Here is a 16,694-nt window from a genome sequence, read left to right as displayed (position 1 = left end):
AACTCGCGACGGCGACTCACGGTCGGCGCGTTCGTCGTCGCCGGCGCCCTCGTACCTCCCCCGGGCCGGAGAGCCTGGGCCACGGGCGCTGCGATCGTGGCTGCGGTTCGCCGTCCCTCCGCATGCCGCCACCTCGGCGACGCTGGCCTGCGCCTACCCGTTTCTGGCGGAGGCGGGGCTCGGTTCCGCAGGGGTGCTCGTCGGTGCGGACATGCTGTCCGGCGGCGCGTTCGTCTACGACCCCTGGGTCCTCTACCAGCAGGGCGTACTGACGAACCCAAACGTCCTGCTCGCCGGGGTGATCGGCACCGGGAAATCCGCGCTGGCCAAGTCGCTCGCTACCCGCTCGTCCGCGTTCGGCGTGCGCATCTACGTGCCGGGCGATCCCAAGGGTGAGTGGACCGCCGTCGCGGCGGCCCTCGGCGGGCGGACGATCGCCCTCGGGCACGGGCTTTCGACGCGCCTGAACCCGCTCGACGCCGGACATCGGCCGGGCGGGCTCGGCGAGGCTCAGTGGCAGGGTGTCGTCGCCGCCCGACGACGTGAGCTGCTGGGCGTGCTCGCCGAAACCGTGCTGGCCCGGTCGCTGCGGCCCGTCGAGCACACCGCGCTGGACACCGCCCTCGCCGCCGTCGTAGCCACCGCGCCGGACCCCACCCTTCCGCTCGTCGTCGACCGCCTGATCGACCCTCGTGGCGTCGACGACGCCGAGACCGTCCTCTTGCGCGCGGACGGGCGCGAGGTCGCGCACGCGCTGCGCCGGCTGGTCCACGGGGACCTCGCCGGCATCTTCGACGGGCCGTCCACCGTGCCGTTCGACTCCGACGCGCCCATGGTCACCCTCGACCTGTCGGCGGTCTCCGGGAACGACACCTTGCTCTCGCTGGTGATGACGTGTGCGTCGGCGTGGATGGAGGGTGCCCTGCTCGACCCCGACGGTGGGCGGCGCTGGGTCGTCTACGACGAGGCGTGGCGTGTGCTGCGCCATCCCGCTCTGATCCGCCGCATGCAGACCCAGTGGAAGTTGTCACGCGCGTACGGCATCGCCAACCTCATGGTCATCCACCGGCTCTCCGACCTGGACGCGATCGGTGATCAAGGATCCGAGGCCCGGGCCCTCGCGCGCGGGCTGCTGGCCGACTGCTCCACGCGGATCGTGTACCGGCAGGAGAGCGACCAGCTGAGCGGGTCGGCAACCGTCCTCGGGCTGACGCAGACCGAGACCGACCTGCTGCCCACGCTCGGGCTCGGGCAGGGCTTGTGGCGCATCCGCGACCGCGCCTTCGTCGTCCAGCACCAGCTCACCCGTGGGGAGCACGAGCTGTTCGACACGACGCTACGGATGTCAGCGGGTGCGCCATGACCGAGAGGTCCGAGGTGTCGTCGGGGGGCCTGACCAACCTGCTGTTCGGCGCCCTGTTCGGGGCGGTCGCGCTAGCCGGCCTCCTTTGGGTCGGCGCGGCAGCTGCGGCCACACTCACCGGTCGGGCGGCGCCTCGCTGGGGGCTCACCGGGGCACTCGAACTGGTACGCCGCCGGGCCGATCCGACGGCAGCCTGGGGCACTCCGATGCCCGGGCCGGTCGCGTACTGGGTGATCACGGCGTTCGTCGCGCTCGTGGCGTGCGGTGCCACGTGGTTGCTCGCGCGGGCATGGCGGGGTGGTGACCACACCAGTCGTCGCGACCCGCGAAGCCTGCCCGGCACGGCGTCGATGAGCGAGGTGCGTCAAGCGGCCGGAGCGCGATCCGTCGTCCGACGAGCCAGGCACGCCCGCCCGTCGCTGACCCGGCCGCACCCGCGTGAGGTCGGCTACCTGCTCGGGCGATCGCGCGGCGTCGGGGCCTGGGCGTCCGTGGAGGACTCGATCCTGGTCGTCGGACCGCCGCGCTCCGGCAAAGGCCTGCACCTGGTCGTCCCGACGATCCTGGACGCACCCGGCGCCGTCGTCACCACCTCCACCCGCCCCGACAACCTCGCCGTGACCTACCAGACCCGACACGCCCTCGGACCCGTCGCCGTGTTCGACCCGCAGCAGCTCGCGGCCGGCATCCCCGACGGGCTGCGCTGGTCACCCGTGCGCGGCTGCGAGACACCGCAGGTCGCGATGATCCGCGCCCGAGGGCTGGCCGCCGGCACCGGGATGTCCCGGACCGTCGATGGAGGCGACTTCTGGCAGGGGCAGACCGAGTCCGTGCTGCGCGCTCTGCTCCATGCCGCTGCCCTCGACGAACGCACCGCCCGCGACCTGTACCGATGGTCGCTCGACCCGGCGGCCGTGACCGAGGCGATCACGATCCTCGGCCGTACCGGCGCGGCGCCCGGATGGGACAACGCCCTCGAGCAGGCGGCGCACGCCGACCCGCGCACCCGCGACTCCATCTGGCTCGGCGTGCGCCAGGCGCTGTCCGCTCTTGCCGATCCACGGGTGCTTGACGCCGTCACGCCCGCTACCGGCGAGTCATTCGACCCGGCCGCGTTCCTGCGTTCGCGAGGGACGCTCTACGTGCTCGGCACCGCGTCCGGCGCCGGCGCCGCAGCACCGCTCGTCGCCGCGCTCGTCGAGGACATGGTCGAGACCGCCCGCCGCATCGCGGCCGGCTCCCCCGGAGCCCGTCTCGACCCACCCCTGCTGCTCGCGCTCGACGAGATCGGTAACCTCGCTCCCCTGCCGTCGCTACCTGCGCTGATGTCCGAGGGCGGCGGCTCCGGGGTGACGACGCTGGCCGTGCTCCAGTCGCTGTCGCAGGCGCGCGACAAGTGGGGCGAGCAACAGGCCGGCACCCTGTGGGACGCCGCCATCGCCAAGGTCATCCTCGGCGGCGGGTCGAACGCCCGGGACCTCACCGACCTGGCCGCCCTCATTGGCGACCGCGACGAGGAGACCACGACCGTCTCCCGCGACCCGCGCGGCGGGCGGTCGACGTCGTTGTCGTGGCGACGGGTGCCCGTGATGGACACCTCCCGGCTCCGCACCCTGCCCTTCGGCACAGCGGTGCTGCTGTTGCGCACCGCGCCACCGGTGGTGCTGGACCTCGTCCCCTGGACCGCTCGCCGGGACGCGGCCGCGCTGCGGAAGGGACACGAAGGGACTGAGCAGCGGATGCGACCCGCTGGTCAGGGCTGACTGGCGGGCAGTAGATGAGGACCCAGGTTGGGCGGGATCAGCCAGTGAACTCTGGCTTCCACTGCTCGAACTCCGGGTTGTCACTCGCGATCATCCATGTGACCTGAAATGCGTCTTCGGCGTCGCTCGGCTCGCCCGTGTCGTAGTCAAATCCTCCGGCATACGACGCAACCCACCCCGACTCTTCCTTCTGAGGGATCGTCTGCTGGAAGTAGTCGAGCCCATGCTCTTCCGCGAAGCTCTGCATGGTGGAGAAGGCTTCAGCTTCGGCAATCTCCTTGTCTGTGACAACCTCGACGAGGACCTTCTCCGTTCCCTCCTTGTGTGCGATATCGGTGACGATCGCCTTGACCTGGTCCTTGTACGCGGCTGTCGACGTGTCCAGGGCGCCCGTGTAGATCCAGTACTGCCTCAGCTTGGCCGCAGAGATGTCTTCATCGACGACGACGACCTCGTACTGAGGTCCCGTGTACTCATACGCCACTGCCGCTTCGGGCTCGGACTCTTGCGGCTCCTCGGTGGGTGTGTCGGCCGACCCGACCTCGGCATCGTCGCAAGAGCGATCGACCGTCAGTCTCGGCACGTCCGTCACGACCTCGCCCGCCGCGGGCAGCTGTTCGCACACCTGCCAGTTCGACTCGTCGACGACGCCAAACATGCCGCCGCCCACAACTTCAACGTCATCCTCGAAGCCCGCGCGCTCGATGTCGCTCTGCGCAACGTCAAGCTGCTCGCCCACGACGTCCGGCATCACCGACTGCTGGTCGGAACCGCAACCCGCGAGAGCAAAGACGACCACCAGCGCGGCGGTCAAGCGACGAGCCTGCATTTCCAAACCTCCGAATGTGTATCGAGCTTGGCGAGCAAAGGTGCCGATGACGATGCATCAGATTGGGGCACGTAGGTTGGAGGAGGTCGCCGCTACCGGTCGGTCACGGGCACGGGATCGGCTCCCACGTCTTGCCGCCAGGCGCGTACTTGCGGCACCCGGTGTAACCGCCGTCGCCACCGCCGGCTGATCCCCCGGAGCCGGAGCTCGCCGCTGGTGCCTCCGGCGTGGCAGCCGACCTCTTCTCCGCAGCCGCGGCGTCAGCGGCGGCCTTGTCGGCCGCGACCCGCGCGGCCTCCGCGGCAGCGACACGCGCGGCTTCCTCATCGGCGACACGGGCGGCCTCAGCCTCCGCGGCCACACGGGCGGCTTCCTCTGCCGCGCGGTGTTCGGCCTCGATCCGCTGGACCTCCGCATCGCGAGCCGCGAGGACTTCCTGCTGGAACGAGTCCCGCAGGCCGTCCGTCTCGTCCAGGTAGGACGCCCAGCCGGCGAGTGCCTTCGCCGAGTACGCGGCAGCGGGGAACAGATGCGGAGCACCAACCATCTCGCGCAGCGCCGTGGCCGTCAGCGCGAGCGCAGCGAGCTCGTTCAGGAGGATGTCGGCCTCCTCGACCGTCGCCGGAACCTGCTCCGAGGCGTCCACCACAGCGTCGTTGTAGGCGGACATCTGCCCGAGCAGAGTGCACTCGACAGCCTCGTCGTACAGGCCTTGCTTCGCGTCGAACGCCTCCTGGGACGCGGCTTCGACCTCGTCGTAGAAGCGGTCGTTCGGCTCGTACAGCACCGCGGCGCCGAGGCCCTGGCGAGCGATCTCCGCGTTGACGAGGGTGCCGTTCAGGAACACCCCAGCTAGCAGACGCCCGAAGCGGTCATGCAGTTCCTGGTCGAACTCGAGCTTGACCTTCGTTCCGGCAGGGAGCAGGTGCTTCAGGTAGTCGGAGGCTTCAGGTCCGAGGCACTCGACGTCCTTGTCCGGGTCGACGGTCTCCGGGGTGTTGATGTTCAGCAGGCGAACCCGCTGCTCCTCACCCTCGTACCGGACGTCGATCGTGTCGCCGTCGACCACGTTGGTCACCACAGCCATCGGCACCGGATCCGGGGCGACGAGAGCCGCCCCGACGATCCCGCTGACAGCGAGTGCAGTGGCGCCCGTGACGAGCTTCCCCGCAAGAGGCAGCGCCGTGAACCAGGCGAGTACGCCCGCCATCAGGGCGTGTCCGAGTACGAGTCAGGCATGAGGCTTGCATCGGCATCAGTGGACCGCGCAGTGAGCCTGCGCCCGCGACGACGCGCGTGTCCTCCGACACAGGTCGGCTTCCTGCTCAGGAGGCAGCGGCACATGCCAGGACGTGCAACTTCACCGGTCGAGCTTGCGCCGCGACGCTCGGAGACAGGCTCCATCGACATGGCCATACGCGTAGAGCCAGCTCGGCAGCTTGCGCACGCACGACCGCGAGCCAGCGTGCCGGTGCGTCTCGACACCGACGACTGCGGCAGTCAGCTCCTCGAGCCAGTTCTCGCTGGTGGTGCCGCCAGGCACGATCCGCGCCACGAGTCCGCGCACCCAGACGTGACGTCGCGCGATCCAGTCCGCAGCCTCCCAGCTCCCGGCCGGCACCGGCTCGTGCACCATCTCGGCTCCCTCCACGCCCGGGCTGCGCGCGGAGCGCGACGGTCCGGGATGGAGTCCGATCGGTGCGCGCGTCGCGGTCTCCCCGAGCTGACGACAGGAGACGGCCATGCCACCCAGCACGCCATCCACCACCCCGCCCGACGACGCCGTCGCCATCACCCGTGGTTGGCTCGTGCTCGCGTTGGAGGGCTGTGCGACTCCGTCGGCCGGTGCGCTAGCCCTTTGCGCCGCCTGGGACGAGCTCGACCTGACTGGGTCGGTCGGGTTGGTCGAGCCGCGCCGAGCCGCGCACATGGACACGACCGAGCTCGTCGATCGGGCACGCTCGACGCTGCGTACGTCCGCCACGAGCCTGCCGCCCGCGGCATTGCTCCCGGTGGCCAGGGCGCTGGACCACCTCGACGAAGCAGCCCGCCTGTTGCCGCTGGACTCGACGTGCGACGGCCACCCATGGCACTGACACCGTCCGCCGCGTCCGCGCGTGCCGCCCTGTTCGCCGCGCAGGCGCTGACCGCGGGAGTCTCGGCAGACGACGGGCTGATCGTCGCAGCGCTGCAGAACGACCTTGCCGCGCTGCTCCTGGAGACCGTGGTGGCAGTCAGCGACCTCGGCGCGCGCAGGCCGGCTTCCGATGTTGCAGACGTTGCCCGCCATCCGGTGCAGCAACTCGTCACCGGCCTGGCAACGGTGCCGCGACTGCCCGGCTCGGGCGGGTTCGGGCCGCCGTCTGCTCGCTGGAGCGACGCACCCACCGACCCCAAGGCAGCGACGAGCCGGGTGGATCAATGGAGGGGACTCGTCGTGTCAGCGGCGGGCATGACGCACGCCATCACATCCCACGCTGCGCAACTGAGCGAGGAGGAGCGATGGGGCGTCGTCAGAACGGTCGCCTCGCTGGCCGAGGTGCTGGCCGTCACCCGTCTCGACCTGTTCCGTGAGCTCGAGCTGGACGGCGACGCATCCATCGCGCCGCGTCGCGCCCTGGCGGCTCTCGCCCTTGCCGCCCGCGAGGTGTCCCGGCTGGCGGGCGACGAACCCGCGCCGGCCACGTCGGCGATCCGCCTCGCGCCCGGACGTGGGCACCGGCCCGTGACGGTGAGCGACGTGCGGCACCTTGCGCCAGCAGCGACCAACCTGAGCCTGCTGCTCGTGCGCCGTGAACCGGCCACTGGCGATCTGCTCGCCGTCACTCGTGTCCTGGCGCAGACCTCCTGCGCCGCCGCCGCCGCGCTGCGCGCAGCTGACCGCGGCCTCGCCAGCTCTCCTGCTGGGCCGGCCACGCTCACCGCTGTCGTCCTCGAACAGCATGCCGACGCCCTGGCTCGCGCCGTCGTCGCACACCGCGCCACCCTCGGATCCCTCACCCCGAGCAGCGCGGTCGTCGTGTCGCAGGCTCGGGAGATCGACGCCTGGGTGCGGCGTGTCCTGGTCCCCATGTCCCGGCACCCGGCCGACGCACGCGCCGCCGCGCCGGCCCTGATGAGCTACGCCAGGGCCGCGACCCTGGCGACCGCCGGCCTCGTTCGGGCCGTCGAGACGTCCGTGCGCACGCACGGCGTCGCAATCCGTGACCGCTCCGAACAGCCCCTCTACCTGTGGCGCCCCGCGAACCACGCGGATCTGGAGCCGTTCCTGCTCCCGCTGGAGGAAGCATCGATACGGCTGCGAAGCGGACTGGCGAACGCCTCGGCCGTCACCGGCCCCGACCGCGCCGCGGGCCCGGTCGCCACCGACGCGACCACCTCCCTGCGGAGCGCACTCGAGCGTCGCCAGATCGCGCTGCGCCCGAGCCGGCCCGGGTGGCCGGCACTCACCCTCGGGTTCGATCAGGTTCCACGAGTCGCCGCGGCCTCGTGGATCGCATGACGGACGACGATCTGCTCGACGGCGACGCGCTCGTCGACCGCATCCTGGGCCGCACACCCCGGCCCGTCGACTGGTCCCGCCTCGACGGTGACGAGGCTCGCGCCGCCCACGACGCTCTGCAGCTGTGGGTGCACTGGCTCGTGCGCCGCTACGCCTTCGACCACCGCGACGTCCCGCCGTGCTGGGCCGAGCACGACGCCCTCGTCGAAGAGCTGTCCGCCCTGCACACCGCCCACCGCGCCTGCTTCGACCACGCCGGCAGCCCCATGGGCCCTGCCGAGTGGCACCAGATCCTCGGCAGCACCCGAGCCCGGCTACAGGTGTGGGCCAGCCGGACCGGGTGCCGAACAGGAGAACACCGGGCGGACCCTGTGCCGCCCTGGATCACCCCGACGCCCTGACCGTGCGCATGCGCAGCACTCCCGCTCTCGACGCTCCAGACGAGGAGGACGCGAACGTGACCACCACCGACACCGCACCAGACCTGCTCACGCACGCGCTCGCCTACGCCGAGAGCGGCCTCCGCGTCTTCCCCTGCCTGCCCGGCGGCAAGACACCGCTGACGAGCAGCGGCTTCCTGGACGCCACCACCGACCCCGACCGGATTCGCGAGTGGTGGGCCTGGCGCCCGCACGCCAACATCGCCACCCCGACCGGGGCGCCCGGGTTCGACGTCCTCGACGTCGACGTCCGTCCCGACGGCAACGGCTGGGCCGCCTACCGTCGTGCGACGGTCGCTGGAGCGCTCGACGGGTGGCAGCGCGCCATCCGCACCCCGTCCGGCGGCTTGCACCTGCACTACCCCGGCACGAACCAGCGCAACGGGTCGCTGCGTGACCACCACATCGACTTTCGCGCGACCGGCGGGTACGTCCTCCTGCCGCCGTCCCTCGGGCAGACGAAGGCGTACTCGCGTCGGTACGAAGTCATCCGCGCCGTCAAGGCTCCCGGCCAGCCGCTCGACTGGGCCCGCGTCACCCACCTCATCGCACCGCCGGCTCCCTGCGCACCGCGGCGCGAGCCCCGCGACGTGTCCGACGAGCAGCGCACCGCGTGGCTCGCATCGCACGTAGCCCGACAGCCGACCGGCAACCGGAACAACGCCCTGTTCTGGGCCGCCTGCCGCGCCACCGAGGCCGGCATCGCCGACCTCGACGCGCTCGTCGACGCCGCCGTGACCGCCGGCCTGCCCCGACGGCAAGCGAACCTCACCATCGCCAGCGCGCAGCGCGTCATCGCCCACGGCCCGGCCTCGTCCCCGACTGGGATCTACCGGTAGGAGCCCCGATGAGCACCCTGCATGTCGACGAGGCACCGCGCGCCCGGATGCTGCTGTCCGTCGCGGACGTCGCCGCCGAGCTCGGCTGCGGCCGCGACACCGTCTACAGCCTGCTCACCTCGGGCCGGCTCCCGTCCGTTCTCGTTGGCGAACGCCTGCGCCGAGTCCGCCGCCCCGACCTCGAGCGCTACATTGCCGACCTCCCGGCGAGCCCTGTCACGAACGGACACTGACGATGGCCACCACCGGCGCCAAGGTTCTGCTCACTCCGGACGAAGCCGCCCGCGCGCTGGGCATCAGCCGCAGCAAAGTCTACGAGCTGATCCTCACCCGCACCCTCGAGAGCGTGAAGATCGGCGCCTGCCGCCGGGTCCCCGTCGACGCACTCGACGCCTACGTCGAGGGCCTTCGCTCCAGGTCGTGACCCATGGCCGAACGGCGCGCCCCGGGTGAGGCGAGCGTGTACCGCGAGGGCAACGTCTGGCGAGGCCAGGTCGACCTCGGGCGCGGCATCGATGGTAAGCGGCGCCGCAAGAAGCTCACTGGGAGAACCCGCGCCGAGGTCGTCTTGAAGATCCGAGCTCTTCAGCAGGACATCGCCACCAACAAAGCGCCGAAGAGCCAACGGCTCACCGTGGCGGCGTTCTTGGACCGTTGGGTGAACCTGACACTGCCCGGCAGCGTCGCGGATTCCACGTTGGACAGCTACGCCAACACGGTCCGGCTGCACATCCGGCCCGCCCTCGGCCACCACGTGCTCTCTCAGCTGACGGTCCAGCACGTCGACGAGCTGCTGGCTGGCAAGAGGGCTGCTGGATACAAGCCGAGCAGCGTCGTGCTGATGCGAACCGTGCTGCGCCGCGCTTTGAAGACCGCCGAACGCGAGGGCCTGGTTGACCGCAACGTCGCCGGCCTCTCAACACCACCACGGCTTCGCCGAGCGCCGGGGCGGACCCTGACCATCGACGAGGCCCACAGGCTCTTGGACGAGATCCAAGGGCACCGGCTCGAAGCGCTCTTTATCCTGATGCTGACCTTCGGGCTGAGGCGCGGCGAGGCCCTCGGTCTGAAGTGGGCCAACCTCGACTCGACGAGGTTGACGCTCCGAGTCACACACGGGGTCAAGCGCGTGAAGAACCACCGCGGCGGCGACAATCACCGGACCATGCTCGTTCTCGGCGAGTTGAAGACGGCGCGCGCTGTGCGAACTCTCTACCTCTCACCGGACGTTGTGACCGCGCTCGAGCGCCACCGCGAACGTCAGGACAACGAGCGTGAACATCTGGGCCGTGCGTGGACCGAGACCGGTCTGGTCTTCACGTCCGAGGTCGGGACCATGCTCGATCCCGACAACGTGTCCCGAGTCTTCTCCCGCCTCGCTCGGCAGGCTGGGCTGGGCCACTGGCACGCGCACGAACTCCGCCATAGCGGTGCGTCGTTGATGCTCACCGGCGGCACCCCGCTGCACGTCGTGTCTGAGGTGTTGGGACATGCCAGCATCGCCATCACGAAGGACGTCTACGGGCATCTGGCCGAGGGTGAGAAGCGTGGAGCCGCTGAGACCATGTCGAACCTCTTGCGGCGGGTTCAAGAGGGTCACTAGGAGACCTCGTCGCCGGGTATTCCAAGTACCCACTCGTCGACCATGGTCGTGACCGACCGGTTGTCTCGATCCACCTGGCGATCTCGGGTCATCTACCGCGCCAGTCGTCGAAGGCTTGCTGCTCTGCCCGGTCGATAGACAGGACGAAGCGACCGACTGGTTCCTCGAGTCGTTCGAGCGGTTGCTCGACGGCCGCGAACTCTCTCAGGGCCTGGTATGCGCCATCGACCCCGCGAAGGCCCGCTGATGCCGATCTCCACTGCGTCAGAGTCTCCTCGGTGACCGGCACCGAGCGGGTCCAGAAGTCGGCTGGAGGATCCTTGTCGTAGTCCTCCCGATCGACCGGCGCTTGCTGGACGAGCTGTAGCACGGCCCGCCGGTTGATCCCCGGAGGGATGCTCTCAGCGACCTTCACTAGGTCGCGATCGAGGTCTCCAAGGCGAGCAAGCAAGTGATCCGAAAGAGCCACTGCCACCCCAACATGGTCCAGTCCCCTGGAGGTCAAGAAGAAGTCGGCCAACTCCCGCGCAAGGTCCGCGCTGTCCATCGCGCCGCCCGGCCAGGTCGTGACCGGCATGCGGTCCCCGAAGATCTCCGCAACTGACGGCGGGATGGCGGCGATCTCGTGGACGACGTGGCGCTCACTCCTCACCAGGTGGCAGCAGAGGAAGAAGTAGATCTGCACCGCTGGCCCGAGGACATCCGGTCGAACGCTGTCACGGTGGTACGCCGCGTTCCGGTACCGGTGCAGGATCTTGAGGCACTCCGCGAACTCTGGCTCCAGGCCGAGGCCGTCGCGGCCGAAGACGTAGTCGACGAGGTCGTCGAAGTTCCGCTCAACTTGCTTGCGCCGCCGCTTCGACAGTGACTTCGCGTCGATGTCGCGCTTTAGCTGCTGCCCCTCGGCATCGTCTGGATCGAGATCACGCAGCAGGTACGCCATGTTCCCGTACGCCTCGGCGTAGATGAACGAACTTTTCGCCGACCGCATCAGGGAGGTCTCTGCGGCGTTGTCCAACAAGAGGAGCGCTAGCCGACCATGCACAACGTCGTCGTACTCGGCCAGCCTCTTCGCCTCCCACAGCTGAACAGCTGCGCGTTCCAACTCGCTCATGGAAGAGGGCAACAGGACTCCTCACTGGTACGCGCCGGATTGGCTGACGGCGCGGTACACGAGGGCCTCACGGCACCGCGTTGGCACCAAGTTTGGCACCACGAGGCGCCGCACCCGTCGCCACTCTGCACATGACGAAGGCCCCGCACCAGCGTTTCCGCTGGTCACGGGGCCTTCGTGTCGGAGCCGCCTAAGAGAATCGAACTCTTGACCTTCTCATTACGAGTGAGACGCTCTGCCGACTGAGCTAAGGCGGCGTCGTCGCGGTCCGTGGACCTCGGCGAGCCCGCCCACTGTACCCGGACGATCCCCGTCGCTCCAAAGCGAGCCCGGCACGCAGGCGAGCGCGGTCGCGGTGAGCGCCACGGCGTCCTCGAGCAGTGCGGCCCGCCAGTCCGGGAGGCGCGCCCTCGACCGCCACGCCGCTCCCCCGTACGCACCGGCCAGCCCGCCGAGCGCACCGATCAGCGCGGGGGCGACGGTGCCGGCGTGGACACGCCTCGCGAGCAGGGCGCCACCGATCGCTCCCGACGCGGCGCGGACGAGCGCGCCGCCGTGGGCGAGCCGGCTGGGTGCCACGGGGAGCTTGTCCGCGACGATCTCGCCGAGGACGCCGAGCGCCGCGATGCTGCGTACGAGAGGTCGGTGCCGGCCGGAGATCGTCGGGCCGCCCGGTCCGAGCGACGAGCGCGCGCCGGCGGCGCAACCGAGCAGCAGCGACCGGGCCACCAAGGGGAGTGCCATCGGGTCACCGTCGCGCAGTCGCCCGCGCCCGGCAACTCAGCAGCGCGTGCCCTCCGCGGGGACGGTGCCGGAGAGCAGGTAGGCGTCGACGGAGTCGGCGATGCACTCGTTCGACGAGCCGTACGCGGTGTGGCCCTCGCCCTCGTAGGTCAGCAGCACGCCGGAGGACAGCAGGTCGGCCAGCTGCTCGGCCCACACGTACGGCGTCGCAGGGTCGTTGGTGGTCCCGACGACCAGGATCGGCGCGGCGCCCTCGGCGGCGTAGGAGTCGAGGCCGCCGACCTCGGGGACCGGCCACTGCGCGCAGACGGTGCCGCCGTAGCCGAAGAAGTAGCCGACGGTCGGCGCGGCCGCCTCGATCTGGGCGGCCTCGGCGCGCATCGTCGCGACGTCGGCAGGGCTGCGGCTGTCCAGGCAGTTGATCGCGTAGAACGCCACGGTCGAGTTGGTGCTGAACGTCCCGTCGGCGGTCCGGTCGGAGTACTGGTCGGCCAGCTGGAGCAGCAAGGAGCCGTCGTTCTCCTGCAGCGCGAGCGTCAGCGCCTGCGTCAGGTACGGCCAGTACGACTGCGCGTACAGCGGGAGCGCGATGCCGTAGAAGGCCAGCGACCGGGTGAGCTCACGGTCGGTGCCCGTGGGCAGGGGGTTGTCCTGCGCGCGGTCGAGCATCTCCCGGACCTCGGCCAGACCGTCGTCCAGCGACCCGTCCAGCGGGCACCGCGGACCGGCCTGGCAGTCGGCGACGTAGGCGCGCAGGGCGTTCTCGAAGCCGACCGCCTGCCCCTCGGACGCCTCCGCGGACGTCAGCGTGGGCGGCAGCGCGCCGTCGAGCACGAGGCGGCCGACCTTCTCGGGGAAGAGCGACGCGTAGGTGGCGCCGAGCGAGGTGCCGTAGGAGAAGCCGAGGTAGGTGAGCGTGTCGTCGCCCAGCGCCGCGCGCAGGACGTCGAGGTCGCGAGCTGCGCTGACGGTGTCGACGTGCGCGAGCGCCTGGCCGGTGTTCTCCTGGCACGCCGCACCGAGCTCGCCGTACAGGTCCATGACGTCCTGGATGCCGGCGTCGGTGGAGTAGTCCGGGTCGTAGGCGATGATCTCGTCCAGCCCGGCAGCGTCGACGCACTCGACCGGGCTGGAGCGCTGCACGCCGCGCGGGTCGAAGCCGACCAGGTCGTACTGCCGCTTCACGTCGGCGCTCACCATGGACGACGCCTGCGCGACGAAGTCGACGCCCGACGCACCCGGGCCGCCGCGGTTGAGCAGGAGAGAGCCGATCGGCTCCCCGCCCGTGGCGCGAGCCCGTGCGAGCGCCAGCTCGATCGACGGACCGGCCGGGTCGGCGTAGTCCATCGGCACCTGCGCCGTGGCGCACTCGCCCTGCTCGCACGTCGTCCACTCGAGCTGCTGGCCGTAGTACCGGGCCAGGTCGCCGGTCGCCTCGGCGGACGGGGACGCGGTGGTCGCTCCGGGCACGGGACCGGCCGCCTGGTTCTTCGGGGCGACGCACCCGGCGAGGAGCACGACGACCACGAGCGCCGCAGATACGACGGCGACGGCGAGCCGGTGCCGCGCGATCGAGGGCGCGACAAGGCTGGCGGAGAGCGGCATGCGCCCACGGTAGCGGCGGTTTCTGAGCGTCAGCCGCGAGGTGCGGCCAGGGACGTCAGCCCTCACCCGATCTGCACATCCGTGGCTCACCCCTGGGGGCGCAGCGCCACGGCCATCGCCTCGACGGCGAGCAGCGGGGCGACGTTCCCCGCGAGCCGGGTCCGGGCCTGGCCGACCGCGTCCATCCGCCGCAGGGTCTGCTCCGCGGTGCTGGCCTCGGCCAGGGCGTGCACCGACCGGGTGTGCTCGATGTTCACCAGCTCCACGCCGGCGCTCAGCTGCACCACGAGGACGTCGCGGTAGAGGGACAGCAGATCGACCATCGCGCGGTCGAGCACGTCCCGCTGCGCACGGGTGGCTCGGCGCTTCTGGTCCTCCTCGAGCTGCCGGACCTGGGTGCGCAGCGCCGGGGGCAGCGTCGCCGCGCCCTCCGCGCCCATCGACCGGAGCAGCTCCGCCTTCTCCTGCGCGTCCCGCTGCTCGGTCGCTGCCTTGGCGTCGGCTTGCGCGGTCTCGACGAGCTCGCCCGCGGCCAGCACCGCGTCGCCGACGCCGCGGATCTTCGCCGCGATGCCCAGCACCGCCGACCGCCGCGCACGGGCCTCCGGGTCCCGCGCCAGCCGTCGGGCGATCCCCACGTGGCTCTGCGCCGCACGGGCGGCGATCGCGGCCACCTCGGGGTCGATCCCGTCCCGGGACACCAGCAGCGCCGCCACCGCGTCGACTGGCGGGACCCGCAGCGCCACCGACCTGCAGCGGGAGCGGATGGTGACCAGGACGTCCTGCGGGCTGGGCGCGCAGAGCACCCAGACCGTGCGGCCGGCGGGCTCCTCGATGGCCTTGAGCAGCGCGTTGCCGCTGGTGTCGTTCAGGCGGTCGGCGTCCTCGATGATGATGACCCGGTGACGGCCCTGGGCGGGCGACCGCTGGGCGAGCTCGACCAGCGGGCGGGCGGTCTCGGCGCGGATGAACACGCCCTCGGTGGCGACGACCGTGACGTCCGGGTGCAGACCGCGCAGGGTCGTCGTGCAGTCGTGGCAGACGCCGCAGCCGCCCGTCACGCACTGCAGCGCCGCGGCGAACGCGCGCGCCGCGTTGGAGCGCCCGGAGCCCGGAGGGCCGGTGAGCAGCCACGCGTGCGTCATCGCCGCGGGGTCCTCGATGGCGTGCCGCAGCACCTCGACCGCGGGCTCCTGGCCGACGACGTCGTCCCAGACGCTGGTCACGGCGTGACCCCGACCAGCGGGGCCACGCGTTCCCGCACAGCGGCGGCGAGCTCGTCGACCGGTCGCGTCGCGTCCAGCACGAGCCAGCGTCCCGGCTCGGCCGCGGCCCGGCCGAGGAAGGCGTCGCGCGTCCGGCGGTGGAACTCGTCGCCCGCGCGCTCGAGCCGGTCGGGGTCGCCCGTCAGCCGGGCCTTGCCGGCCACCGGGTCCAGGTCCAGCAGGACCGTGAGGGCCGGGAGCAGACCGTCGACGGCCCACAGCGAGAGGCGCTCGACCTCGTCGGCCCCCAGGTCACGGCCGCTCCCCTGGTAGGCGACGGAGGAGTCGAGGTAGCGGTCGGTGACGACCACCGCGCCGCGCGCCAGGGCAGGGCGGACCAGCGAGGCCACGTGGTGCGCGCGGTCCGTGGCGTACAGGAGCGCCTCGGTCCGGGCGTCGACGTGGTCGCCGTGCAGGACCGCGTCGCGCAGCAGGACGCCCAGCTCGGTGCCGCCCGGCTCACGCGTGAGCACGACCTCCCGGCCCAGCCCGGTCAGCCACTCGCCCAGGAGACGCGCCTGCGTGGACTTGCCGGCGCCGTCACCGCCCTCGAAGGAGAGGAAGAGGCCGGCGGCAGGTGTCACTGCGCCAGGGTAGCCGCCGGGGCAGACATCACTCCCCCGGGTACGCCACGCCGATCTGCGCGCGGACGGCGTCCATGGTCCGCAGCACCTCGAGGGTGTTGTCCCACGTCATGCGCGGGCTCTGCGTCTCGCCCGCGGCCACGCGGCGGGCCACCTCGGCGGCCTCGTACTGCAGGCCCTTGGCGCCGGGCTGGTCGAACTCCCACACCCGGCCGTCGAGGCGTCGCACGTGGAACGAGGTCGGCGCGTAGAAGCTGCCCTTGACCACGATGTTGCCCTCGGTCCCCGAGATGAGCGCCATCGTCGGCGTCTTGGCCCACATCGTCGTCGACAGCGTGGCCTGCGCGCGCTCGCCGTAGGACAGGACCATCGAGATCTGTCCGTCGACGCCGGTCGTAGTGAGCTGCCCCACCGCGTGCACGGAGTCCGGGACCCCGAGGAAGTCGTGCGCGAACGACACCGGGTACACGCCCAGGTCCAGCAGGGCGCCGCCGGCCAGCGCCGGGTCGAACAGCCGGCTCTTCGGGTCGTACGTGAACGCCTGGCCGTGGTCGGCCGAGAGGTTGATGATCTCGCCGATCTCCCCGGCGTCGATGACCTGGTGGAGCGCGTAGACGTGCGGCAGGAACCGCGTCCACATCGCCTCCATGACGAAGACACCGGCGGCCTGCGCCGCGTCGAAGACCTCCTGCGCCTCGCCCGCGTTGCGCGTGAACGCCTTCTCGACGAGCACGTGCTTGCCGGCCTTGATGGCCAGCAGCGCCTGCTCCTTGTGCTCGGAGTGCGGGGTCGCGATGTAGACGGCGTCGACCTGCGTGTCCTCGACCAGCTCGCGGTAGCCGACGTGGGTGGTCGGGATGTGGTGCGCCGTGGCGAACCGCTCGGCGCGGTCCTTGTTGCGCGAGCCGACGGCGACCAGCTGCGCGCGGGTGTGCGCGTTGACGGCCGACGCGAACGTCGCGGCGATGTTGCCGGCGCCGAGGATGCCCCAGCGGATCGGTGGTGCGGTGCGGGGGTCTTCAGCGCGGTCTGCCATGGTCGAC

The 16,694-nt window shown here is 71.3% G+C and carries 17 protein-coding genes and 1 tRNA gene; 9 read left to right on the top strand and 9 right to left on the bottom strand.

Going from position 1 to position 16,694, the window contains the following annotated elements:
* Window positions 1-211 precede the first annotated feature (211 nt).
* Window positions 212-1,363, top strand: a complete 1,152-nt coding sequence (locus tag RYN42_RS01915) for an ATP-binding protein (RefSeq protein ID WP_399552373.1) — start codon at window positions 212-214, stop codon at window positions 1,361-1,363.
* Window positions 1,360-3,126, top strand: coding sequence for a TraM recognition domain-containing protein (locus RYN42_RS01910; protein WP_315093242.1), 1,767 nt, complete (start codon window positions 1,360-1,362; stop codon window positions 3,124-3,126). The genes RYN42_RS01915 and RYN42_RS01910 overlap by 4 nt, the downstream gene beginning before the upstream one ends.
* A gap of 37 nt (window positions 3,127-3,163) precedes the next feature.
* On the opposite strand, the gene RYN42_RS01905 is transcribed toward RYN42_RS01910, so the two are convergent.
* The 3 genes from RYN42_RS01905 to RYN42_RS01895 form a co-directional block, all read right to left on the bottom strand.
* Entirely contained in the window at window positions 3,164-3,940 is a 777-nt protein-coding gene (locus RYN42_RS01905; protein WP_315093240.1) for a PASTA domain-containing protein, read from the bottom strand.
* 118 nt (window positions 3,941-4,058) lie between these two features.
* A complete protein-coding gene (locus RYN42_RS01900) occupies window positions 4,059-5,165 on the bottom strand; it encodes a thermonuclease family protein (RefSeq protein ID WP_315093239.1) in 1,107 nt (368 codons plus the stop codon).
* A gap of 150 nt (window positions 5,166-5,315) precedes the next feature.
* The gene (locus RYN42_RS01895) at window positions 5,316-5,591 is read right to left on the bottom strand and encodes a hypothetical protein (RefSeq protein WP_315093237.1); all 276 of its coding nucleotides are present in this window, start codon (window positions 5,589-5,591) and stop codon (window positions 5,316-5,318) included.
* A 106-nt stretch (window positions 5,592-5,697) separates the two neighbouring features.
* On the opposite strand from RYN42_RS01895, the gene RYN42_RS01890 reads away from it, so the two are divergent.
* The 7 genes from RYN42_RS01890 to RYN42_RS01860 all read left to right on the top strand — a co-directional run bounded on the left by RYN42_RS01890 (window position 5,698) and on the right by RYN42_RS01860 (window position 10,339).
* Window positions 5,698-6,051 carry a hypothetical protein gene (locus tag RYN42_RS01890; RefSeq protein WP_315093236.1) on the top strand — a complete coding sequence of 118 codons (354 nt, stop codon included), beginning with the start codon at window positions 5,698-5,700 and terminating at the stop codon, window positions 6,049-6,051.
* 131 nt (window positions 6,052-6,182) lie between these two features.
* Complete coding sequence (locus RYN42_RS01885) at window positions 6,183-7,457, top strand: hypothetical protein (RefSeq protein WP_315093234.1); 1,275 nt, start codon at window positions 6,183-6,185, stop codon at window positions 7,455-7,457.
* On the top strand, window positions 7,454-7,858 hold the full coding sequence (locus RYN42_RS01880) for a hypothetical protein (protein WP_315093233.1): 405 nt from the start codon (window positions 7,454-7,456) through the stop codon (window positions 7,856-7,858). The genes RYN42_RS01885 and RYN42_RS01880 overlap by 4 nt, the downstream gene beginning before the upstream one ends.
* Window positions 7,859-7,914: 56 nt before the next feature.
* Window positions 7,915-8,736 (top strand): bifunctional DNA primase/polymerase, encoded by an 822-nt coding sequence (locus RYN42_RS01875; protein ID WP_315093231.1) that lies wholly within the window; start codon window positions 7,915-7,917, stop codon window positions 8,734-8,736.
* An 8-nt stretch (window positions 8,737-8,744) separates the two neighbouring features.
* The gene (locus RYN42_RS01870) at window positions 8,745-8,969 is read left to right on the top strand and encodes a helix-turn-helix domain-containing protein (protein ID WP_315093229.1); all 225 of its coding nucleotides are present in this window, start codon (window positions 8,745-8,747) and stop codon (window positions 8,967-8,969) included.
* 2 nt (window positions 8,970-8,971) lie between these two features.
* The gene (locus RYN42_RS01865; protein ID WP_315093228.1) at window positions 8,972-9,160 is read left to right on the top strand and encodes a helix-turn-helix domain-containing protein; all 189 of its coding nucleotides are present in this window, start codon (window positions 8,972-8,974) and stop codon (window positions 9,158-9,160) included.
* 3 nt (window positions 9,161-9,163) lie between these two features.
* Window positions 9,164-10,339: a tyrosine-type recombinase/integrase gene (locus RYN42_RS01860; protein ID WP_315093226.1), complete on the top strand. Its 1,176-nt coding sequence runs from the start codon at window positions 9,164-9,166 to the stop codon at window positions 10,337-10,339.
* 88 nt (window positions 10,340-10,427) lie between these two features.
* Here RYN42_RS01860 and RYN42_RS01855 read toward each other — a convergent pair whose 3' ends face one another.
* The 6 genes from RYN42_RS01855 to RYN42_RS01830 form a co-directional block, all read right to left on the bottom strand.
* The gene (locus RYN42_RS01855) at window positions 10,428-11,453 is read right to left on the bottom strand and encodes a hypothetical protein (RefSeq protein WP_315093224.1); all 1,026 of its coding nucleotides are present in this window, start codon (window positions 11,451-11,453) and stop codon (window positions 10,428-10,430) included.
* A gap of 184 nt (window positions 11,454-11,637) precedes the next feature.
* A tRNA-Thr gene (locus RYN42_RS01850) sits at window positions 11,638-11,710 on the bottom strand.
* Between the two features lie 523 nt (window positions 11,711-12,233).
* A complete protein-coding gene (locus RYN42_RS01845; RefSeq protein ID WP_315093223.1) occupies window positions 12,234-13,802 on the bottom strand; it encodes an alpha/beta hydrolase in 1,569 nt (522 codons plus the stop codon).
* Window positions 13,803-13,888: 86 nt separating this feature from the next.
* On the bottom strand, window positions 13,889-15,028 hold the full coding sequence (locus RYN42_RS01840) for a DNA polymerase III subunit delta' (RefSeq protein WP_315093221.1): 1,140 nt from the start codon (window positions 15,026-15,028) through the stop codon (window positions 13,889-13,891).
* Entirely contained in the window at window positions 15,025-15,651 is a 627-nt protein-coding gene (tmk, locus tag RYN42_RS01835; protein WP_315093220.1) for a dTMP kinase, read from the bottom strand. Before tmk ends, RYN42_RS01840 begins: the two co-directional genes overlap by 4 nt.
* A 28-nt stretch (window positions 15,652-15,679) precedes the next feature.
* Window positions 15,680-16,687 (bottom strand): Gfo/Idh/MocA family oxidoreductase, encoded by a 1,008-nt coding sequence (locus RYN42_RS01830; protein WP_315093218.1) that lies wholly within the window; start codon window positions 16,685-16,687, stop codon window positions 15,680-15,682.
* Window positions 16,688-16,694 lie beyond the last annotated feature (7 nt).

Source organism: uncultured Cellulomonas sp. (assembly GCF_963527515.1).
Classification (GTDB): domain Bacteria; phylum Actinomycetota; class Actinomycetes; order Actinomycetales; family Cellulomonadaceae; genus Cellulomonas.
The sequence above is the reverse complement of the archived record's forward strand: the minus strand, read 5'-3'. Positions and strand labels throughout refer to the sequence as shown.